Origin of the sequence: Limosilactobacillus reuteri (assembly GCF_002254085.1) — a bacterium.
GTDB classification, from domain to species: domain Bacteria; phylum Bacillota; class Bacilli; order Lactobacillales; family Lactobacillaceae; genus Limosilactobacillus; species Limosilactobacillus reuteri_K.
The window spans coordinates 40,370-64,612 of sequence record NZ_NGPY01000066.1 but is presented as its reverse complement, the minus strand read 5'-3'; the positions used below and the strand labels follow the sequence as shown (position 1 = coordinate 64,612).

General features: G+C 39.7%; 10 protein-coding genes. 1 reads left to right on the top strand and 9 read right to left on the bottom strand.

From position 1 onward, the window contains the following. Positions 1 to 190: 190 nt before the first annotated feature. The 5 genes from CBG10_RS09300 to CBG10_RS09280 all read right to left on the bottom strand — a co-directional run bounded on the left by CBG10_RS09300 (position 191) and on the right by CBG10_RS09280 (position 19,478). Complete coding sequence (locus tag CBG10_RS09300) at positions 191 to 14,614, bottom strand: DUF1542 domain-containing protein (RefSeq protein WP_094512426.1); 14,424 nt, start codon at positions 14,612 to 14,614, stop codon at positions 191 to 193. Positions 14,615 to 14,906: 292 nt separating this feature from the next. Further along, positions 14,907 to 16,400 carry a DEAD/DEAH box helicase gene (locus CBG10_RS09295; RefSeq protein ID WP_019252337.1) on the bottom strand — a complete coding sequence of 498 codons (1,494 nt, stop codon included), beginning with the start codon at positions 16,398 to 16,400 and terminating at the stop codon, positions 14,907 to 14,909. A gap of 71 nt (positions 16,401 to 16,471) precedes the next feature. Continuing rightward, positions 16,472 to 17,851 carry a UDP-N-acetylmuramoyl-tripeptide--D-alanyl-D-alanine ligase gene (locus tag CBG10_RS09290; protein WP_094512425.1) on the bottom strand — a complete coding sequence of 460 codons (1,380 nt, stop codon included), beginning with the start codon at positions 17,849 to 17,851 and terminating at the stop codon, positions 16,472 to 16,474. Positions 17,852 to 18,009: 158 nt separating this feature from the next. After that, a complete protein-coding gene (gene htpX / locus CBG10_RS09285) occupies positions 18,010 to 18,906 on the bottom strand; it encodes a zinc metalloprotease HtpX (RefSeq protein ID WP_094512424.1) in 897 nt (298 codons plus the stop codon). A 2-nt stretch (positions 18,907 to 18,908) separates the two neighbouring features. After that, a complete protein-coding gene (locus tag CBG10_RS09280; protein ID WP_003667234.1) occupies positions 18,909 to 19,478 on the bottom strand; it encodes a LemA family protein in 570 nt (189 codons plus the stop codon). Positions 19,479 to 19,607: 129 nt separating this feature from the next. Between CBG10_RS09280 and CBG10_RS09275 the strand changes: the two genes are divergently transcribed. After that, positions 19,608 to 20,072, top strand: coding sequence for a low molecular weight protein-tyrosine-phosphatase (locus CBG10_RS09275; RefSeq protein WP_019252333.1), 465 nt, complete (start codon positions 19,608 to 19,610; stop codon positions 20,070 to 20,072). A 35-nt stretch (positions 20,073 to 20,107) separates the two neighbouring features. On the opposite strand, the gene CBG10_RS09270 is transcribed toward CBG10_RS09275, so the two are convergent. The 4 genes from CBG10_RS09270 to CBG10_RS09255 are packed head-to-tail and all read right to left on the bottom strand — an operon-like array spanning position 20,108 to position 24,241. Next, a complete protein-coding gene (locus tag CBG10_RS09270) occupies positions 20,108 to 20,764 on the bottom strand; it encodes a histidine phosphatase family protein (protein ID WP_094512422.1) in 657 nt (218 codons plus the stop codon). 19 nt (positions 20,765 to 20,783) lie between these two features. Continuing rightward, complete coding sequence (fba, locus tag CBG10_RS09265) at positions 20,784 to 21,650, bottom strand: class II fructose-1,6-bisphosphate aldolase (RefSeq protein WP_003667230.1); 867 nt, start codon at positions 21,648 to 21,650, stop codon at positions 20,784 to 20,786. A gap of 11 nt (positions 21,651 to 21,661) precedes the next feature. Next, complete coding sequence (gene tpiA / locus CBG10_RS09260; RefSeq protein ID WP_094512421.1) at positions 21,662 to 22,441, bottom strand: triose-phosphate isomerase; 780 nt, start codon at positions 22,439 to 22,441, stop codon at positions 21,662 to 21,664. A 12-nt stretch (positions 22,442 to 22,453) separates the two neighbouring features. Next, entirely contained in the window at positions 22,454 to 24,241 is a 1,788-nt protein-coding gene (locus CBG10_RS09255; RefSeq protein WP_094512420.1) for a right-handed parallel beta-helix repeat-containing protein, read from the bottom strand. Positions 24,242 to 24,243 lie beyond the last annotated feature (2 nt).

The window sequence follows — 24,243 nt, the reverse complement described above, 5'->3', positions numbered from 1 at the left end:
ATCATCTTCTCAGATACTAATCATCGTAATAATCGTAACAAATACATTATAAATAAATCAAATAATTAGCATAAATATTTTTATAAAAGGATAACGAAATACCCCGCTCTTATTTACACATTCCTAAATAAGAGCGGGGCATTTTTAATTTATCCTAAACCAGTTTAAGTTTATCAAACGACTAATTAATTTAATCGCGTTTCTTACCTAATCCTGAAAGTCCGAATAAGCCTAATAGACTTGCAATTGCTAAACCAGCAATGCTTAAGCCACGTTCTGTTTCATTACCTGTTTGTGGTAATGTTTCCTTGCTATTTGTATCAGCAGCTTTTTCTGTCTGTTGACCAATAGTAAGGTTTGTTCCATGACTTCCCGTTAGGTCGGCTTGGGTATTGTTACCTTGAACCGGAGCTTGAGTTGCATTGTTATTATCTTGGCTAGCACTGTTGCCTTCAGTTGGCGTTTCAGTATTAGTTTGGTGGTTAGAAGAATTATCAGATTCAGTAGAAGCGTTTGAAACCTTAATATTTTCAATTGCCGCAATTCCAGCTGCCTCTGCTTCACCAATTGCACTAGCAGTAGTAGCATTGTCAATCGCTGTCCGCGCATTTTCTGCTGCTTGTTCAGCTTCATTAATCAACGCTTCCTTCGCTGCTGGGCTTAGGTTAGAATTGTTGATTTCTTCCTTCTTAGAATTCAAAGCATTATCAACGTTCTTCTTCGCTTGGTCGCGAGTCTCTTCAACAGTTGGTACTTGAATATCTAAGATTGCTTGCACGCCATTCTTCGCAGCAAGTTCAGCCGCATCATTAGTTGTTGCTGCATCAATGTTCTTGTTTGCAGCAGCAGCTTCTGTTTGTGCTTGGTCAATTAACTTTTGCTTTTCAGCATCAGTTAAATTTTGAGCAGCGTTAATTTCAGCCATCTTAGCTGTTAATGCATCGGCAATAGCTTGTTTAGCATCACTCTTTGCAGCATTCAGAGTTGGGATGGTTACATTCAAGATTTCGTTGATTCCTGCTGTTTCCGCATCCTTAACAGTGGCGTCAGTGGTTGCATTCTTAATATTATCAATTGCCTTATCTGCAATCTCGTCTACTTGGTTCTTCAATGCTTCTTTTTGCGTCTCAGTCAAGTTCTTAGCTGCTTCGATTTGGGTCTTCTTAGCATCCCGAACTTGTTCAACTGCTGTAATTGAAGCATCTTGAGCATCAGTTAACGTTGGTACTGTAATATCAAGAATTGCTTGAACACCGTTATCCCGAGCAGCATTAATTTCCGCACTAGTTTGGGCGTTATTTACGTTGTCAACGGCGGTCGTGTAGGCTGCCTGAGCCTGTTGCTTAAGATCTTGCTTAGTAGTTTCAGAAAGATTATTAGCATTATCAATTTCACTGACTTTATCAGCTAATGCTCTATCAAGGGCAGCAATAGCATCCTTTTGTTGATCTTCTCGACCAGGAACCTTAATGTCAAGGATTGCCTTAACACCATCAGTCTCAGCATCCTTAACTGCGTCATTAGTTGTTGCCTTCGCAATATTATCCTTAGCAGTATTAGCCGCAGTTGTAGCGTCCTTAATTAAAGCATCTTTTTCAGTATTGGAAAGGTTAGTTGCAGCATTAATTTCTGCCATCTTTTCTTTCAATACCTCATCGATCACCTTAGTTGAAGCCTTCTTAGCATCATCAAGACTCGGAACAGTTACATTTTCAATTGCTTGAGCACCATTGTCTTCTGCAGTTTGAACATCATTATTGGTTGTAGCATTATCAATATTCTTCTTCGCTTGATCTGCTTCATCAGTTGCTTGGTTAATCAAGTCTTGCTTTTGACTATCTGAAAGGTTTTGCGCATTATTGATTTCATTCTTCTTTTCGTTGAGAACATCATCAATCAGATTCTTTGCTTGGTCCTTCGCGGTTTCAAGACTTGGGACTATTACATTAGCGATCGCGTTAATACCATCTGTAGTAGCTGTTGTAACCTCACTATCAGATGTTGCTTGATCAATATTATCTTTAGCTGTATTAGCCGCGTTCTTAGCTTCATCAATTAAGTTGACCTTTTCCTCAGCAGTAATATTAGTAGCATTGTTGATCTCATTAACCTTATTAGTTAAGGCATCATCAATTGCCTTGATCGCTTCATTCTTAGCAGCTGATGTTGTTGGGACATTGATAGCATTAATCTTTTCAATCCCAGCATTCTTTGTCTCTTCAACACTTTGGTTAGTAGTTGCGTTGTCAATAGCATCCTTAGCATTGTCGGCAATGCTGTTTACCTGATTGATTAGATTTTGCTTTTCATCAGAAGTTAGCTGTGAGGCGTTATTAATTTCTGTTTCCTTTTGTTTAAGGGCATCATTAATTGCATCAATGGCACTTTGCTTAGCATCAGCAAGAGTTGGCACTTCAATTCCTAAAATCTTATCAACACCTGCTTGAGATGCAGCTAATGCTTGATCATTGCTGGTAGCTTGATCAATCTTTTCAATGGCTGTATCTGCTTCTGCGTTAGCACGGTTAATTAATTCTTGCTTAGTGGCAGAATCGAGATTTGAAGCAGCATTGATCTCATTAGTCTTGCTTTCTAAGGCATCCGCAATTGCTTGCTTAGCATTAGTCTTAACTTCATCTAAGCTTGGCACTTTAACATCAAGAATATCTTGAATACCCTTATTTTCCGCGTTCTTAGCTGTTTGATCATCCTTTGCTCCATTGATTGCATTAATGGCATTATCAGCAATTTGATCAACTTGCTTAGTCAACTCGTCCTTTTCATCTTGGTTCAAGTTGTTTGCGTTGTTGATTTCTTCTTTCTTCGCATCACGCACTTCATTAAGAGCATCGATACTATCTTGCTTCTTTTCATTAAGACTTGGAACGGCAACATTAAGAATGGCTTCTACACCGTCTGCACTTGCTTTATCAGCATCATCATTGGTTGTTGCCTTATTAATATTATCAAGGGCCTTATTGTATTCTGCATCAACTTGTTGAGTTAAGTTAGCCTTTTCATCTGCAGTTAAGTGACCTGCTTCATCGATTTGGGCAAGCTTAGTAGATTTAGCCTCGTCTAAGGACTTGATTGCATTCTGTTTATGATCTTCTAAGCCAGGAACCTTAGTATCAACAATTGCATCGATACCCTCTTTTTCGTCCTTGGCAACTTCTGCATCATTAGAATCATTGTTAATCTTATCCTTTGCCTTATCAGCAATATCAGTGATTTGCTTGATAAGATCATTCTTTTCTTGGTCAGATAAGTGAGTTTGCTCATTAATTTCCTTCGTCTTATCTGCTAAAGCATCATCAATTGCCTTCGTGGCTTTATCCTTAGCATCATCAAGACTCGGAACAGCAATATTGGCAATCTTTTCTGCGCCAGCGTCTCTTTCCGTAGCTACATCGTCATTAGTTGTCGCTTGGTTGATCTTGTCTTTGGCTTCGTCAGCGGCGTTTTGTGCTTGGTGAATGAGGTCTTGCTTCTCTTGATCAGTCAAGTGGGAAGCATTATTGATCTCAGCTTCTTTTTGCTTAAGAACGTCATCAATTAATTGACTAGCATCTTTCTTCGCATCATCAAGACTTGGGACAGTGACATTTGCAATAGCATCTACACCATCTGTCGTAGCCTTGTTGACTGCTTCATTGCTAGTGGCATTCTTAATATTTTCCTTAGCCTTTGCTGCTTCATCGGTGGCTTCATCAATTAAGTCTTGCTTTTGCTTATTAGATAAGTTGGTTGCATCATTGATTTCTTTAGTCTTGTTAGCTAAAGCATCATCAATTGTTTGGTTAGCTTGATCCTTGGTTGATGAAGTTGTTGGAACTGCAATATCGTTGATTGCAGCAACTCCGGTATTCTTAGCATCTTCAACCGCTGGAATGGTAGTAGCTGAATCAATTGCCTTCTTAGCGGCCTTTGCTTCTTGGTCAACTAAGTCATTCAAGGCCTTAGCTTCATCGGTGGTTAATGGTGCCTTTGCAATTTCAGCCTTCTTACCAGCAACTGCATTGTCGATGGCGGCATTAGCAACATCTTTATCAATGGCAAGCTGACCATTGTCAACGGCAGTCTTAACCTCATCGGCAGTCTTCGCATTATCGATGACTTCTTGGGCCTTCTTAGCATCAGAATCAATTTGATCCTTAGCTGCTTGCTTCTCTTCGTCAGTCAAGTTGCTATCTTGGTCAATTGCCTTCTTAGCATCGTCAACGGCATCATTAAGGTCAGTGGTTGCTTGTTCCTTCGCAGCTGACTTAGTTGGTACCTCAATACCATTAATGGCTTTAATACCATTGTCTTCTGCTTCGGTTACTGCGGCATTGGTAGTTGCGTTATCAATTGCAGTATTGGCAGCATTTTGGGCATCAGTAACTTCTTGCTTCAATGCAGTTTTTTCTTCATTTGTTAAGTTTGAAGAATCGATTGCATTGTTCTTAGTTTCAGCAGCTTCTGCTACTGCCTTCTTAGCTGCTTCTTTGGCTGCTGATTCGGTTGGTACTTCAGTATCATTGATCTTCTTAATACCATTTTCTTGCGCAGTGGTTACAGCTTCTGGCGTAGTGGCATCATTGATTGCTTCCTTAGCATCTTGAGCCTTTTGAGCGACTTTATTGTTTAACGCAGTCTTTTCTTCATCGGTTAATGGTGACTTAGCAATTTCGGCCTTCTTACCAGCAGCTGCATTATCGATTGCTGCATTAGCAATGTCTTTATCAATGGCAAGCTTACCATTATCAACGGCACTGTTTACCTCATCATCAGTCTTCGCATTATCGATGGCTTCTTGGACCTTCTTAGCATCGGAATCAATTTGATCCTTCGCAGCTTGCTTCTCTTCGTCAGTTAAGTTGCTATCTTGGTCAATTGCCTTCTTAGCATCGTCAACTGCCGTATTAAGGTCAGTGGTTGCTTGTTCCTTCGCAGCTGACTTAGTTGGAATTTGAATGTCTTTAATTGCAGCGATGCCGTTTTCTTTAGCAGTTGTTACTGCTTCATCCGTTGTTGCACTGGTGATATTTGATACCGCGTTACTGTATTCTGCTTGAACTTTATCTTTCAAGCTGTTCTTTTCATCAGTAGTTAAATCAGCAGCATTATCAATTGCGCTATTCTTAGCATCACGGGCTGCATTCAACTCTTCAATCGCCTCTTGTTGCTTCTGAACTAGAGTTGGAATAGTGATGTTATTAATGATATCTAAACCTGCTGTTTCTGCGCTCTTGACTTCATCATTAGTTTGAGCAGCGTTGATTGCCTTAGTTGCCTCATCAGCAGCTTTATTGGTTTGATCAACCAAAGCTTGCTTTTCTTGATCAGTTAAGTGAACAGCGTTGTTAATGTCATTTAACTTAGCATTCTTAGCACTTTCAATTGCATTAAGAGCATCAGTTTGCGCACCGTCTAGAGTTGGAATAAATAGATCAGTAATTTGCTTGATTGCGTCATCACGGATTGCAGTAACTGCATCATTGGTAGTAGTTGCTGCATCATTAATCTTAGCAATTGCATCGTTAGCAATTTTGTCTACTTGATCAGTTAATTCTTTTTGCTCTTTAGCACTTAAGTTAGATGCAGCAGAGATTTGCTTATTCTTAGCATCTTGAACTTGTTTAATGGCATTAATTGCATCTTGTTTAGCTTGAGCTAAGCTTGGAACAGTCACATTAGCAATATCTGCAATACCCTTATTCTGTGCGTCAGTCACAGCATCATTGGTAGTGGCATTGTTGATATTGTCTTTTGCATTTTTAGCTGCTTCACTTGCTTGATTGATTAAGTCTTGCTTTTCTTCAGTACTTAAGTTAGATGCATTATTAATTTCATCTGTCTTAACTTGCAAAGCATTGTCAATTGCAGTGTTTGCTACCTTCTTGGCATCTTCTAGTGAAGTAAAGCGAATGCCTTTAATGTTGTCAATTCCTGCATTGGCTGCATCGCGAGCAGCATCATTGGTAGTGGCATTTTCAACACTATTCTTAGCAGTAGTTGCTGCTTCAGTTGCCTGATCAACTAATTTTTGCTTTTCAGTATCATTCAAGTTAGAAGCATTGTTAATCTCATTTACTTTAGAGTTTAATGCATCATCAATAGCTTGGTTAGCGTTCTTCTTAGCATCATCAAGAGTTGGAATAGTGACATTTTCGATGTTTTGAACACCAGTAGTTGCAGCAGCTTTAGCATCATCATTTGTTTGAGATTGGTTGATGTTGTTAATTGCTTCAGTTGCAGCATTAGTTGCATCATTGATCAAACTTTGCTTTTCATCTTGAGAAAGGTTAGAAGCATTGTTAATTTCGTCAGTCTTGGCATCTAAAGCCTTGTTAATTAAATCAATACTTTCTTTCTTAACATCAGACAAGTTTGGAACTGTTACATCAGCAATTGCTTTTTCACCATTTGTTTGGGCAGTATCAACATCGGCATTAGTAGTGGCGTTGTTGATATTGTTCTTAGCAGCATTTGCTGCTTCAGTTGCCTGATTAATTAAATCAGTCTTTTCTTGAGGATTGATGTTAGAGGCATTGTTGATTTCATCAGTCTTATTTTGTAATGCTTTATCAATTGCCTTAATAGCATCGTCCTTAACTGTAGAAGTAGTTGGCACTTCAATCTTGTTAATTGCATCTACGCCACTGTTTTGTGCAGTAGTTACTTCTTCAACAGTAGTTGCATTAGCAATATTTTGTTTTGCATTATTTGCTTCAGAATTAATTAAATCAGTGTAAGCTTGTTTTTCGTCAGTAGTTAGTGGATCTTGAATTTCCTTAAGCTTACCTGCAACTGCATTATCGATTGCTGCGTTAGCAACATCTTTATCAATTGAAACCTTACCGCTGTTAACGGCATTGTTTACCTCATTGTCAGTCTTAGCACTATTGATCGCATCTTGAGCAGTCTTAGCCTCAGTATCGATTTGAGACTTTACAGCTTGTTTTTCTTCATCAGTCAAGTTGCTGTCTTGATCAATTGCTTGCTTAGCTTTTTCAACTTCATTATTAAGGTCGGTGATTGCTTTTTCCTTATTTGCTGATGTTGCTGGGACTTCAATATTCTCAATTGTCGTAACACCATTGTCTTTAGCTTCAGTTACTGCTGCGTTAGTAGTTGCATTATCAATGGCTTGATCGGCAGCGTTTTGAGCTTCAGTTACTTCTTGCTTCAATGCAGCTTTTTCTTCAGCTGTTAAGTTTGAAGAATCAATTGCAGCATTCTTTTCATTAGCTGCATTAGCTACAGCTTCCTTGGCTGCTTGTTTTGCTGCTGATTCAGTTGGTACGTCAATATCATTGATATTCTTAATACCATTTTCTTGCGCAGTAGCTACAGCTTCTGGAGTAGTTGAAGTGTTAATTGCTTCTTTAGCATCTTGAGCTTTTTGATCTACCTCATTGTTTAAAGCAGTCTTTTCTTCATCTGTTAATGGTGAATTAGAAATTTCGTTCTTCTTACCAGCTACTGCATTATCAATGGCTGCATTAGCTACATCCTTATCAATGGTTAATGTACCAGCGTCAACGGCCTTCTTGACATCATCATTGGTCTTAGCATTGTTAATGGCATCTTGAGCGTTCTTAGCATCAGAGTCAATTTGATCTTTAGCTGCTTGCTTCTCTTCATCAGTTAAGTTGCTATCCTGATCAATTGCTTTCTTAGCATTTTCAACAGCAGTGTTAAGATCAGTTGTTGCTTGCTCTTTAGCAGCTGATTTGCCTGGCACGTCAATACCATTAATTGCATTAACGCCCTTGTTCTCTGCTTCAGTTACTGCTGCATTTGTTGTTGCATTATCAATTGCTTGATTTGCAGAGTCTTGTGCTTCAGTAACTTTTTGCTTCAAGGCAGCTTTTTCTTCGTCAGTTAAGTTTGAAGCGTCGATTGCATTGTTCTTTGCTGTTGCTGCGTCGGCTACTGCTTTCTTAGCTGCTTCTTTAGCTGCTGATTGAGTTGGTACGGAAGTTTCATTGATATTCTTAATGCCATTTTCTTGTGCAGTGGTTACAGCTTCTGGGGTAGTGGCATTATTGATTGCTTCTTTAGCATCTTGAGCTTTTTGATCTACCTCATTGTTTAAAGCAGTCTTTTCTTCATCTGTTAATGGTGAATTAGAAATTTCTGCTTTCTTACCAGCGACTGCATTATCAATTGCGGCATTAGCAACATCTTTATCAATTGAAAGCTGACCATTGTCAACGGCAGTCTTAACCTCATCGTCAGTCTTCGCATTATCGATGGCATCTTGAGCAGTCTTAGCATCCGAATCAATTTGATCTTTAGCTGCTTGCTTCTCTTCATCAGTTAAGTTGCTATCCTGATCAATTGCTTTCTTAGCATTTTCAACTTCGTTGTTAAGATCAGTAATTGCCTTTTCCTTATTTGCTGATGTTGTTGGAACTTTAATGCCGTCAATTGCACTAATACCATTGTCTTTAGCTTCAGTTACGTCTGCGTTTGTAGTTGCATTGTCAATTGCAGTATTTGCAGCGTTTTGAGCTTCAGTTACTTCTTGCTTCAATGCCGCTTTTTCTTCTGCTGTTAAGTTTGAAGAATCAATTGCAGCATTCTTTTCGTTAGCTGCATTAGCTACAGCTTCCTTAGCTGCTTGTTTTGCTGCTGATTCAGTTGGTACGTCAATATCATTGATATTCTTAATACCATTTTCTTGCGCAGTAGCTACAGCTTCTGGAGTAGTGGCAGTGTTAATTGCTTCTTTAGCATCTTGAGCCTTTTGATCTACTTCATTATTCAAAGCAGTCTTTTCTTCGTCTGTTAATGGTAAGTTAGAAATTTCTGATTTCTTACCAGCGGCTGCATTATCAATGGCTGCATTGGCAACATCTTTATCTATTGCTAATGTACCAGCAGCAGCTGCCTTCTTAACATCATCATTAGTCTTTGCATTGTTAATAACATCTTGAGCAGTCTTGGCATCAGAGTCAATTTGGTCTTTAGCTGCTTGCTTCTCTTCATCAGTTAAGTTGCTATCTTGATCAATTGCTTTCTTAGCATTTTCAACTTCGTTGTTAAGATCAGTGATTGCCTTTTCCTTAGCATCTGATTTAGCTGGTACATCAATACCATTAATTGCCTTAATACCCTTGTCTTCTGCTTCAGTCACTGCTGCATTTGTAGTTGCATTATCAATGGCTTGATCTGCAGCTGTTTGTGCTTCAGTAACTTTTTGCTTCAAGGCAGCTTTTTCTTCAGCTGTTAAGTTTGAAGAATCAATTGCATTGTTCTTTGCAGTTGCTGCGTCGACTACTGCCTTCTTAGCTGCTTCTTTGACTGCTGATTCAGTTGGAACTTTAATGCCATTAATTGCATTCACGCCATTAGTTTGAGCTTTAGTAACTGCAGCGTTGGTAGTTGCTTTATCAATTGCTTGATCTGCAGCTGTTTGTGCATCAGTTACTGCTTGCTTCAACGCAGCTTTTTCTTCAGCTGTTAAGTTTGAAGAATCAATTGCATTGTTCTTTGCTTCTGCAGCTTCTGCTACTGCCTTCTTAGCTGCTTCTTTAGCTGTTGATTCAGTTGGAACTTTAATGCCATTAATTGCATTCACGCCATTGGTTTGAGCTTCAGTTACTGTTGCGTTAGTTGTTGCATTATCAATGGCTTGATCTGCAACATTTTGAGCTTCAGTTACTGCTTGCTTCAACGCAGCTTTTTCTTCAGCTGTTAAGTTTGAAGAATCAATTGCATTGTTCTTTGCAGTTGCTGCGTCAGCTACCGCCTTTTTAGCTGTTTCTTTGACTGTTGATTCAGTTGGAATTTTGATGTCATTAATTACAGTAACACCAGTATTTTGTGCTTCAATTACAGCAGCATTAGTCGTTGCCTTAGTAATTTCTTCTTTTGCCTTATCTGCAACCGTATTAGCTTCTTGTGTTAATGCTTTTTTTTCATCAGTAGTTAAATCATTAGCGGAATTGATCTCTTCTAATTTCTTAGTCAAAGCATCGTCAATTGCTTTATTTGCATCAGATTTGACAGTATCTAAGCTTGTTGGAACAATCTTCTTAATTGCATCCACACCATCTTGGCCTGCTTGAGCTGCCTCATTGTTTGTTGTAGCAGTTTCAATATTTTCTTTAGCCTTATTGGCTTCAGCAGTTGCTTGATCAATTAGATCTTTCTTTTCTGCATCACTAAGATTATTAGCTTTATTAATTACCTCAGTTTGAGCAGTAAGAGCATCATCTACTGCTTTATTAGCTGCCTTCTTGGCATCCTCTAAGCTTGGAACAGTAACATTATTAATATTAGTTGTTCCTTCATCTTGTGCAGTCTTAATTGCATCAGCTGTGGTTGCTTTATCAATAGCTTCCTTAGCATTATTAGCTGCATCGGTCGCTTCTTTAATTAATTGATCTTTTGTTGTTTGATCAATATTGTTAGCATCGTTGATTTCCTTAGTCTTAGCGTTAAGGGCATTATCAATTGCTTCTTTTGCAGCATTTTGACTATCAGTAACGCTTGGTATCTTTACGTTGTTAATTGCATCAACACCATCTTGGCCCGCTTTAGTTGCTGCATCATTAGTTGTAGCTTTTTCAATAGCATCCTTTGCGGTAGTTGCTGCATCAGTTGCTGCTTTAATTAACTGATCTTTTGTTGCTTGGTCAATATTGTTAGCAGCATTAATTTCCTTAGTCTTAGTATCAAGAGCTTGGTCAATTGCTTGGTTTGCGGCTTGCTTTGCTCCATCTAAACTTGGAATTTTTACATTGTTAATCTTAGTAATTCCTTCAGTTTTAGCAGTATTAACTGCCTCGGCATTAGTTGCTTGATTAATCGCAGTATTAGCATCTTCTGCTACCTTCTTAGCATCGGCAATTAATTGATCCTTAGTAGCTTGATCAATATTAGTAGCGTTAGTGATTTCGATAGTCTTAGTATCTAAAGCCTTTTGAATATCTTCAGTAGCAGCATTCTTTGCATTTGCAAGGTTAGTATCACCATTCAAGCCATTGATTGCATCAGTAATAGCCTTTGCTGCATTGTCTACTTCTGCCTGAGTTGCATTAGCATTCTTTAAAATCTCTTGACCAGCAGTAATTGCATTGTTAAGAGCTTCTTGATTTGCTTGGTCAGCGTTAGTATAGTTACCACTTTCCTTAGCATTATTAGCATTGGTTAAAGCTGTTTCCAAGGCTTCAGTATTAGTAGCCTCACCTTTAAGGTTATCTTTTGCTGCATTAATTGCATCTAAAGCATTCTTAACGTCACTTGCAGATGGATTTGCTTGATTCAAAACTGCTTGCCCAGCATTAATTGCATTATTGTATGCAGTTTGGGCTTCTTCACTACCGTTGTAGTATGCCGGCGTATTTCTTACATTTGGCGCATCCTTAACAGCGGCTTCTAAGGCAGCCTTGTTTGCAGCTTCAGTCTTAACATCCCCATTTAAGTTATTATTTGCAGTTTCAAGATCTTGAAGAGCTTGGTTTACTTCTGCTTGAGTTGCATTAGTTTTATCCAAAACTGTTTGCGCAGCTGTAACTGCATTATCATATGCAGTCTTTTGAGTTTCGTCTGCATTAGTATAGTTATTGCTTCCTTTTACAGTTGCAGAATTGTCAACTGCTGTTTGAAGCGCTGATTTATCAGTTGCTTCACCCTTAAGATTACCCTTAGCAGTATTAATGGCATTTAAAGCATCTGTAATTTGAGTAGCAGTTGCGTCTGGATCAGCTAAAACTGTTTGACCAGCACTGACTGCCTTATCATAAGCAGTTTTAGCTTCATCAGAGCCATTGTAGTATGCAGCATCATCTGATTTTACAGTAGGTGCTTCATCAACTGCTTTTTGAAGGGCTTCCTTACTTGCTGCTTTCTTAGCATCACCATTTAAAGCATCTTTTGCGTTATTAATGGTGGTTAATGCCTTATCTACCTCAGTTTGAGTAGCATTAGCATTACTTAAAACTGTTTGACCGTCACTGATTGCATCAGTGTAGGCCTTTTGTAAATCAGAATCTGCATTAGTATAGTTATCACTTGATTCTACTGTTGATGCTTGGTCAATAGCATCTTGAAGTTCTGTCTTGTTGGTAGGTTGACCAGTTAAAGCCTTCTGAGCATTTTGAATGGCGGTTACGGCATCATTAACGTCAACTTGATCGTAATTATTTGGATTGGCAAGAATGTCTTTACCAGTTGAAATTGCATCAGTATATGCCTTTTGAGCTTCTTCAGTAGCATTGTAGTAACTTGCTTTCTTTTCTTCTTCCGGAGCAGCATCTACTAATTCTTGAAGAGTAGTGGTATTAAGTGCACGTAATGCTGCCACACTTTCAGTTTGAGAGGATTCAACGAAATCTTTTGTAGCAGTAACTGCAACTTGTGCATCATCAGTCAAGCTACTTGCAAGTTTTGATAAATCAATAGAGAAGTTACCACCAGTTGAAGCAGTTTGTGCAGCGTAATCAACATTGTCTGAAGTTACTGTGCCGTTAGTGTTGGTGTACACAGTGTAATTTCCGACTACTGGCACATTAGTGCTTACTCCACCAACAGTAACAGTTACATAAATTGGGTTGTTGCTACCACTTGAAGCAACAGTACCAGTCAATACATTATTCTTACTTAAATGAAGGTTAGATAGAGTAACGTCTTCACCAGCCTTAACAAGATCAATCAAGTTCTTGTTAGCAAGACCTTCTCCAACTTGCTTAACAGTATTTTCATCTTGTGCCGTAATAGTGTAAGAAGTAGCATTACCATTTCTATCATAAGTTACATCAATTTTGCCCAAAGGCTGTGATTCGTTTCCATCAGTAACCGTCTTAACACGGGTGAAATTGATAGTACCATTTTTAATTAGTGACTTACCAGTACTGGTATTTGCGGAAAGATCGATAGCAAATGAATCTGGTTGATCTGAAGTGAATGTACTACCAGATGACAAACTAATAGCAGTTAAAGCGCCTGTACCATCTGCACTCATCTTAAAGTTAGAGTGAGGTGCAAGTTTAACTGTTCCCTTACCCGAAATTGACATCAAATTATCGTTGTAACTTCCAGTATTAGTAGCACTTAAATTAAACTTACCACCATTACCAACATTAATTGCTGCATTACCTGCAATGTATACGGGGTAACCATTATCTCTAGTACTTGGAGTACCAGTTGAATTGATATTCAAATCACCATTTACATTAAGAGTGGCATCAGAATTTAAATATAAAGCACCAGCTACATCGCTATCACCGCTAGCTTTTTCAGTATTAATAGTTAAGTTAGCACCTTTATCAACGTTAATTGTAGTATTGGCGTTTGAAGCAATCGCCCGGGCAATTGTTCCAGTTCCAATACCATTACGATTTTCTGGATTTCCCTTAGAATGTGGGTTAATAGTTACATTAGCACCATTTTTAACGTCAATTGTAGCTGTACCACGATCAATTTCAAGTACATTTGAGTTGGTTGTCCCTAAGGTCACATTACTGTTTCCATCAAAAATAATATGATTTGTTCCACCCTCAAATTGAAGAATTTGTTGGGTGTCCCCACCTTGACTGGAACGTGATTTACCATCAATTGGACTAGTGTATGATCCTACTGTAGTAGCTGTAACTTTGTTTTTAAATGTAACGGTTGCATCAGTATTGGAAGCCGTATAAATAAGCTGTGATCCGGTGAAGTTTACATTATCATATACATAACCACCAGCATTATAAACTACCCCCCAGTAACTACGTGCATAGATATCTAAATCCTTGAAAGTTACTGTGTTTGGGGTACTCATGTTAAAAACATAACCAGAGAAATCAATAGTATGTTTTACGCCATTTGTTGCAGATTTAATTGTAAAGTCTCTAGTGTTAATTTTTCGAATATATTTATAGTTAGAATCAGGAACTTTAGCAAGATTAATATCGTTAGCTACATTAATAGTTGTAGCAGACCCTTTTTGAATTGCATCGATTAATTCTTGAGCATCCGTAACTGTTACTGCATTAGTATCTTCTGCTGTTGCATCTGATGTAGCGACAGCAGGAGTAGAAGCAGGAACCGCAGCAAATGACGTCAAATGAATTGCTCCAGCAGAATTTGAATTCCGCCGAGCAACTGCATTAAGGACTTGCCGAGTTGCATCAAGGCTTGTATTCCCAGAACCATTTTCTTGTGCTACTGGTTGTGCTTGTGCTGGGGTTTGCACTTCTTGACCAGCACTTGGTTGATTTTCTGCCGTAGATTGATTCTTAGTTGCTTCTACAGCTGCATTTGAAGCAACAGCATTATCATTAGCAGGAGTGTTAGCAGTTACTGCTGTTTGACTATTAGCTGACGATTGACTTTGGACTGCACCATTAGCACTAGTTGCTGATGTGGACGATTGACTAGCATTCAAAGCAGTATTGCTTAAAGCGACTTCTGACTTATCAGCTAAACTGTTATCACCCGTATCACTTGGGGCAACTTGGTCACTAGCATTGGCAGTATCAGCGTGTGCTACTGCTTGTCCACCACCGTAAATACTAAAAGTAATTCCAAGCAAGACTGATGCGACACCAATATTTAACTTACGAATTGCAAATCGTTGCTTTTCATTGCGCCGATTCTTTTCCGCAATTAATTTTTTATTATTTTTTGATACCATTCTAGCTTCCCCCTTGTGTTATTAAAATAGGTTGCCCTTTATTAATGTATCCAACTAAGACAATAATTAATCAGCTTATTAACAACTATTGCAAAAAGTGTCTAATACATTAGGAAAAAGCAACCTAATTATCCTTATTTTTGTAGCATCTAATAACAGATTCCGCTGATAACGAAATTCAAAGAATCCGTTTAAATATAAATACATGATAAGTATAACTGAATTACAATCAATAAGCAATCAAATCAAAAAAGTCCTTGGTCAAATCTCAACCAAAGACTTCTTAGCTAATTTAATTTTCTTTCCGATGTCGGATGTTAAATGAATGACGACTAGAATGGCTCTTGCCATGGTTATCGTTCCGGTGACCACCATGTTGGTGACGACGGAAATTCTTACGCCGGTAGTGGTTGCCACCATGCGAGTTATTTCGGTTGCCATTACGGTTATTTCGCTTGTTGCGCCGTGGAAGAGGACGTTCAGGGGTTATCTTGACAGGAACCTCACTCGCTGCTTCCTTCGTCATGTTATTTAACAATGCTGCTACTAGGTCAGTTGCATTATGCGTTTCTAATAGCTTTTCAGCGGCTTCTTCATAACGATCAGTTGAATCCTGCGCGATTAATTCATCGATATCATTAAAGGCTGAGGCAACTTGACCCTTAAATGCTTCTTCAGCTGTTGGTGGCTTAAGCGGCAGCATCCGTACTCGGGTTAATTTTTCAATCTCATGAAGGTAATCCATCTCATTTGGGGTCACAAAGGTTAAAGATACCCCGTGATGGCCGGCCCGTCCTGTTCGGCCAATCCGGTGAACATAGCTGTCTGGATCAGATGGAATATCATAATTATAAACATGCGTAACCCCCGAAATGTCTAAGCCCCGGGCAGCCACATCTGTTGCAACTAAGATATCAAGTTCATTGTTCTTAAACTTCCACATGATCTTAGAACGCTTATCCTGAGTAAGGTCACCATGAATACCAGCTGCATTGTAGCCACGCGCAATCAAGCCCTTCGACAATTCATCTACCCGCCGCTTTGTCCGACCAAAGACAATTGTTAAGTCGGGATCTTGAACATCAATTAAGCGGGTCATGATGTCAAACTTTTCATAGTCACGCGCGCGAACATAGTACTGATCAACTAAGTCAGTAGTCAATTCCTTGGCCTTGATCCGCACAGTTTCCGGATCAGACATAAATTGAACCCCAATCCGCTTGATTTCTGGTGGCATGGTTGCTGAGAAGAGCAATGTTTGCCGATCATCTGGTGTTTCCTTGATGATTGATTCAATATCCTCTAAGAATCCCATGTTTAGCATTTCATCTGCCTCATCGAGAACCAGGGTCTTAATGTGGTCAAGTTTAACTGTATGACGGTTAATATGGTCCCGTAACCGTCCAGGGGTCCCAACGAGAATTTGGGGGTGTTGTTTCAAGCTCTTAATTTGGCGCCGAATATCTGCCCCACCATAGACTACCTGCACGCGAACATGTTTATCTTTACCAAGACGATAAAGTTCTTCTTGGGTCTGGATTGCTAATTCACGTGTTGGTGAAATGATAATTGCTTGAATATTGGGATTTTCAGTATCAACGTTTTCAATAATTGGCAAGCCAAAAGCGGCCGTCTTACCAGTCCCAGTTTGTGCCTGGCCAATAACATCCTTACCTTCAAGAACCATTGGAATCGTTTGTTCTTGGATTGGTGTTGCTTCTTCGTATCCGCTCCGTTTGATTGCTTTTAATAGGCTCTCGGATAAGCCTAATTCACTAAACTTCAAAAATTTTCCTCCTAAAAATGACCAGTCGATTCATGATATAAGCATCAGTAATCGACTGGCAAATATATTAACTATTCTGCTTTTAATGCCGTCAAGACTTCTTCTAGGTGAATGCCATGACTTGCTTTTAATAGAACAATATCTTCACCCGTCAAAGTAGCCGTAAGATCAGCAATTAATTGTTGAAGGTCACTGGCAGCATAATGATGGATATCTTCAGCTGGATAACCTTCTTGGATCAACTTATCTTTAAGATTTTTCATTTGTTCGCCTACAAGGTAAACACTAGCAATCTTTTGGTGGTCAATCTCTTCTGCTAAGCTAGCATGCAACTTTGGCGCAGCATCCCCTAATTCCAGCATGTCCCCTAATACGGCAATTCGGCGACCATCCACTGGCGTTTCCGCGATTGTTTTAAGGACTTCTTTGGCAGCGGTTGGGTTTGAATTGTAAACATCACTTAAGATCTGTTCACCATTCTTTCCTTTAACCCATTCAGCACGATTTTCCGTTAATTCAACGTTTGCCAACGCTTGCTTCATATGGGCGGGAGTAATATGCAGAATCTTACCCACTTCCATAGCCGCTAACGCATTATTAATATTGTATTCACCAACCATTGGAATAGTGAATTCTTCATCTGGCCATTCGTTGACGGTAAATGATAGCTGCCGTGGTTCATCGTGAACACTTGTTGCATACAAATTATTGCTTAGTTGCCGACCAAAGCGCATCTGTCGTTGGGTAAGATCTTTTACCCGTTCCTCTAATAATGGCTCATCCCCATTAAATACTAGCGTTCCATCTTCCTTTAGGCCATGGGTAATTTCCATCTTTGCATCAGCAATCTTATCACGAGTCCCGAAGAATTCGATATGTGCTTCCCCGATCATTGTAATAACGGCAATGTCAGGATTTACAAGTTTACTCAAGAAGTCAAGCTGGTCAAAACGGTCCATGCCCATCTCAACTACCACTGCTTCGGTATTAGACTCCATGTTAAGAAGCGTTACTGGAACCCCAATCTCATTATTAAAATTAGCATATGTCTTTGTGACATTAAACTGTGTACTTAAGATTGACGCAATCATATCTTTAGTCGTCGTCTTACCATTGCTGCCCGTAACCGCAACGACAATCGGATTAATCTTATGCAAGTAGTACTTACCTAGTTGTTGAAGAGCCGCTAATGGATCGTTAACAACTAATAATGGGTGCGTCTGATCTGTTATCTCATGGTCACTAGCCCATAAACTAGCTACTGCACCATTGGTAAAAGCACTCAGTACGTATTGGTGGCCGTCTTGGGCACCTTGCAACGGAACAAATAAGCTCCCTTGATCTAAGTGTCGACTGTCAAATGACACACTAGTTACTTCTACGTCCTTCCATTGTTCAATGTCATTTTGTGCGTTGATCGCCTTGGCAATTTCCGCTAATTTCATTTTCATGAAAAAGATACCTCTTCTTTTGATACTTTGGTCTAGCTTTTTAATTATATCACCCTCACTAGTATAAGGCGATTAAAAACGATGAGTCGTGAGTAAAAATAGCAGAGACTGAGAAAAAGCAAAAGTTTTTTCTCAGTCTCACCTCATTTATAATTCTATTACATTTGACGCAACCGTTCAATTCGCTTATCTAGCGGTGGGTGGGTGTCAAATAGATTTGAAAAAGGATGGTGCTTAGCGTTCTTTTCTGGATCACTAATATATAAAGCTGAACTGCTTGGGTCCACATGTTTCATTGGCACGGCAGTTTTTAGCTTTTCTAATGCACTGATCATCCCTTGTGGATTACGTGTTAATTCAACAGCACCTGCATCGGCTAAGTATTCCCGATTACGTGAAAGGGCCATCTGCGCAATAGTTGCTGCTAATGGCGCTAAGATAATCAAGAGAATCGAACCAAGGATTGCGAAAACACTTGATGGATTATCTCGATCATCACTGCTGCTCCGACCACTAATCCACCAGAAATTTCCCGCAAAATTGACAAGCATTGCGATTGCGGATGCTAAGGCTAACGCAATTGTTTGCAAACGGATGTCATAGTTACGAACGTGAGTCATTTCATGGGCCATTACCCCTTCTAGTTCTTCACGATTCATTTTTTCCATCAAGCCAGTAGTAGCGGCCACAGCAGCATGCTCAGGATCATTACCAGTCGCAAAAGCATTGGGACTTGGGTCATGGATGATATAGACTTTCGGCATCGGTACCCGGGCAACTAAGGCCATATCTTCAACAATATGCCAAAGTTCTGGCGCATCACTCGCTGATCGTACCTCTGTCGCGTTATTCATCCGCATCACTACATCAGTCGATTGACCAATGATCACGGACATATAGATCACCGCAATAATCGCCGCAATGATCATGCCGCCAATCGCTGTCCGCGCAAATAAATAGCCAATCGCCGCGCCAATTAAAGCAAGCAATACAAAGAACCCAAACATCACCAAAATTGTTTTTCGTTTATTACGGGCAATTTGCTGATATAACATGCTTAATCACCTAAATCATCAAATGAAACTTTTGGCACAGCCTTAGCTTCTTCTGGCACTTGTAAGTAATCCATTTGTTGGAAATGATGAATTTTAGCTACAATATTGCTTGGGAAAGATTGAATCTTAGCATCTAAAGCAGCCACAGTACTGTTGTAAAGCTGCCGGGAGTAGGCAATCTTATTTTCAGTATTAGTTAATTCTTCCATTAATTTTTGGTATTCAGCACTTGCTTTTAAGTCTGGATAATTTTCAGCGACGGCAAATAATGTCCGTAAAGTTCCCGTTAATTCATTGGAAACTTCCATTTTTTTAGCATGATCGCTGTCTGGAATACTGTTTAATTCTGTCCGCAGCTTTGTTACCTTTTCCAAGGTTCCCGCTTCATACTTGCTATAGCCCTTAACTGTTGAAATTAAGTTAGGGATCAAGTCGTTACGTCGTTGTAATTGAACATCAATTTGACTCCATGATTCTTGTGCGTGTGTCCGCAATTGAATCAAACTGTTGTAAAGTCCTGCATAAATAGCAATCAACAAGACAATGACAACAATTACAATAATAAGGGTCATTTTTGTTCCTCCTCTAAAAATATTTGTCCTTAATTTTACCAAAAACTTAAGGATAGTGTTAGAATTACCGAATATTTTAGCAAAATATTATCTTTTTCGGTATGATAGAAGTATAAATGAGGTGATTACATGAACGTTTTATTTGTCTGCTTAGGAAACATTTGTCGGTCACCAATGGCCGAGGCAATGTTCAAGCAAATGGTTGATGACGCAGGATTAAATGGCAAAATCAATGTTGATTCTGCTGGAACAAGCAACGAAGAAGAAGGAAATGGTCCCCATCCAGGTGCCGCAAAGACAATGCACGCACACGGGCTATCAACGGACGACTTAATCTCCCGCCCAATTACACGACAAGACTTCGATTGGGCTGATTACATCATCTGCATGGATAATATGAACAAGTACAACTTGCAACGCATTGCACCAGCACAAGATCGTGATAAAGTCCATTTAGCATATGAAGTAATTCCCGGCAAAGAGGATCAAGAAATTCCCGATCCTTGGTATACTCACCGCTTTGAAGATACTTACAATAGCCTAAATGAGACATTGCCATTATGGCTGGATAAAATTACTAAAGAATTATCATAATAAAAGAGGTTTGGAAAATAATTCCTTGCCTCTTTTTATAGTTTAAATTGATTGTATCCGGTAATTTCAACATCCTTAGCGGTTAGCTTGACCTTCATCAGCGCGCCGTTATGTAAGTTTTCATACTTATATCCAGATTCGCCATACATCCCCGCAATATATTGGATGATCGATCCATGAGCTACTACGACCACATTACTTCCGTCAGGTAAGCTTTGTAAAAAGGCAATTGCCTGCTCTATACGAGTATTTAACTCATTACTATCTTCTGCAAGGTGGGCTGGATCGGCAGCTTTCAGCAGGTCATGCGCTTTTTCAACGCCAAATTCATCAACTAATTCACCGATACGCCTAAATCGCTTGCCTTCAAGATAGCTTGCCCAGATGGCCCCTTCCTCATTACTATGGCCTTCAAAAGACCCATAAAATACCTCACGGAAGAATTCCTTTTGAATTGGTTCCTTCATCGTCGCAGTTGGGTGGTCCACAATTAAAAGCCGTGCAGTATCAACTGCTCGTTTTAAATCACTGGAGAAAAGGTAATCGATCCTTAAGTCCGCTAAAACTTGGCCGATCTTTTTAGCATTCATCTTGCCCTTTTCTGTAAGTGGGGTATCTGACCATCCTTGCAGGCGGGCAAACCGATTAAAGTAGGTCTCACCATGCCGGACAAAGTAAACTGTGATTGCCATTCCATAACCTCCATTATAATTAGGCGACTGCTGGCGTGCCTAACCATTCAATCATATCTTTCATTTTAGCAGTTATTGCATCTGTTCCGGGAAGTAATAATTTCCGTGGATCATATCCTTTTTGTTCTTTATTGAGGTCTAATTCATTTTCAATATACTTCCGGGTTGCATCTTGGAACGCTAACTGGAATTCAGTATTGATATTTACCTTTGCAATCCCCATTGAAATTGCCTTTTGAACCTGTTCTCTAGGAATCCCTGAACCACCATGAAGCACGAGCGGAATATCAATCGCATTCGCAATTTCTTGAAGGCGATCAAAGTCTAACCCTGGCCAGTTAGCAGGATAAATGCCGTGAATATTACCAATCCCACAAGCAAGACGGTCAACCCCCATCGCTGCAAACGCCATTGCATCTTCAACATCAGCAAGTTCCCCACTGCTAGTATCTTGGTTTTCGCCTACTTTACCGATTTCAGCTTCAACCGCAATGCCGCGTGAATGCGCTAATTGGACAATCTCTTTGGTTTTGGCGTAATTTTCTTCAATTGGTAACTTATGTCCGTCAAACATGACTGACGAATATCCTAAGTTAATGCATTCAATTGCTGCATCATAGTCACCATGGTCAAGATTCAGGATAACTGGAACTTTAATTCCCATTGCATCCATCTGGTCCTCAACCATATCTTTAACAAATTTATAACCACCCATATACTTGGCCGCTCCCATTGAAACTTGGATCAGTACTGGGGTATTAGTCTCTGCTGCCGCCCGCAAGATTGCCCGGGTCCATTCAAGATTATTAATATTATATGCTCCAATTGCATATTGATTCTTCCGTGCGTCATCAAAAAGTTTGTTTCCGTTATCAAAGTAAGCCATCATTCTTCCTCCTAAATTACCTGTAACTTTTGCTTGCTCGCTAATTCGATATAATTGATCATTTGTAAAAAGCTTTCAATCTCGAGACTTGCACGACCGATTAGTGCCCCATCAACATTTGGTTTACTCATAATTTGGCCAATGTTCTCGGGATTAACGCTTCCACCATAGAGTATTCGAACTTGCTCGCCAATCTCATTACCATACATTTCAACCAGGTTTTGACGAATTGCCAGACACCCCTCTTCCGCAATGTCTGGATTTGCTTGATGCGTGCTCCCAACGGCCCAACTTGGTTCATATGAAATAACAATCTGTGATAGTTTGTTAGCTGGTACCCCTTTAAGGACACTTTTTAGTTGGCGAAATACATAATGAATTTGTCCGTTAACTTCTGTTTGAACCATCTCTTCATCCGTACAAATGATTGGAATAATGCCGGCATTGAGGGCTGCTAAAACTTTTTGATTGATTGAATCATTACTTTCATTGAACAGGCGCCGGCGCTCTAAATGGCCTAGCATCACATATGTCACGCCCGCATCTGCTAAACTTCGCATGCTAATTTCTCCAGTATACGGTCCTTCTAACTCAGCAGATGCATTTTGAGCAATAATTTGTAAGTTGGAAGAGGCCGCCACTTTTTTCATGTTATATAGCGAAACTGCTTGCGCGGCGATCCCAATTTCTTTATCTGCTGGGAGCTTTCCTTTAATTGCTTTAACAAACGCAACAGATTCATGAACGTTTTTATTCATTTTCCAGTTCGCAATAATAAACGGTTTGCGCATTTCTTTGCCTCCTTAAAACAGTAGTCTAAATAAGCGTCGACTATATTCTTCTTTTGCATCAAAAGGTCCAGCTGTTACACTAATTCCTTCACGATGGTTCCCCAAGAAATCTGTATCAAAATCACGGGCGGTCTCGGGAGTAGCACCAACTGCGATCACCCGACTGGTATCTTCGTTCAAGTAGTCGCAAATATTACTATCAAGAAATACTCCATCTTCATTTGAATCGATGCCGACCTTAACGTCTTCTTGCTCATCATTCATAAAGATATTTCCGGCTTTATTAGCTGGAATATAGCTTCGTTGTCCACTGGCTAGGCCAACATAAGCAGCATTATCATCGCTAATATGATTATCAATTGGTTGTTCACTTGCCTGTTCGTGGGCAAATGCAATTAATTTTGCCATTTCACTCCGGAGGTTCTTCCGGATAAAGACATTGTTATAGAAACAGGAAGAATCGTAAGGAGCACTTTCTGGCGCATTTTGTTGGTAAAGGCGGTGGTAGTAAGGATCATTTTCAGCAACATTCGTATTGCTTAACCATTCCACACTGCCATTAATTAAGTTATGAACGAGAAGGACGCCCTTAGATTCGAGCTTAAGTGCACAATCTGACAATAAGAAATTGTTATCAATCAAGGTCACACCCATCGAATCCTTAATTTCAATATCTTCACCTAGAGCCGCTACTAAGTCCTCCCGATTCTCGTTCGTGACTTCAAATGAATCTGGCAGTGAATTGTTGTAGAACACATTCCGTGAAATTTGGGTATCTTCAACCTTGCCACCAAGCCATATTCCGCGTGTGCAATCATGAATGCAGTTGCGTAAAATCTTAGCCCCAATCGCTGGCGAAAGATTGATCGCACTGACATCATCACTGACAAGGTTTTGGCGGACGTTAATGTTGTAAATACTATTGTGTTCAATAATCGGCGATGGGTTACCTTCAACACCGATAATTCCGGTCTGCCCGCAATCATGAATCGTGTTGTTCTTAATCCGATGTGGATAAACCTTATCATCGTCAATGGTTGGAACAATATTTCGACCAAGGGATATCCCGGAACACTTAGCGTGAGAAATGTCACACTTGGCAATCTTCCATCCTTGACCACGATTAGTACCAATAATCCCCTTATTATATTGCGAAGATGCCCACCGACAAGCAGCCTTCGTCATTGTAAAGCCCGATAGAATAAGGTGATTGAGTCCTGCTTTTTCTGGGTAGAAACACGTCTCCCGGAAAGTCAGTTCAACATGTTCATCATTAGGATTTTGCACTTGAAAGTTCGCATAGATTACCGTTGAATCTTCTGCTGGCAACTGTTCGGTATACCAGGTATAACAGGTAAATTTCCGGTCACGTGAAAGTTTATTTTCGCTTGGTGTTTCAACTTTTGCTAACTGATCAACCTCATACATTGCTTTATTATTCAGGAAGATTTCACCGGCATGATTAAAGGTTTGATCAACTAAAACGTTGTATGGATTATAGTCACCAAATTCGGCATTAGGGAGTTTTAATTGCCATACCGGACCAGCAACATGCTGCCAGCTAGTAACACGGTCAGCACCTGTAATGATTGCCTGATTTTGCTCAGCAGACGCATAAATAATCGGCTTATCACTAGTACCGGAATATTGCGGATGAACTTCTTCATGATATTCACCCGGCATCACTTGGACATAATCCCCTGGTTGAGCGATATCTGCCGCTTGCTGGATGTACTTAAACGGAAACTCTTGTGAACCATTACCATTTTCAGAAGCATTAATATCAACAAAAATTTGCATTT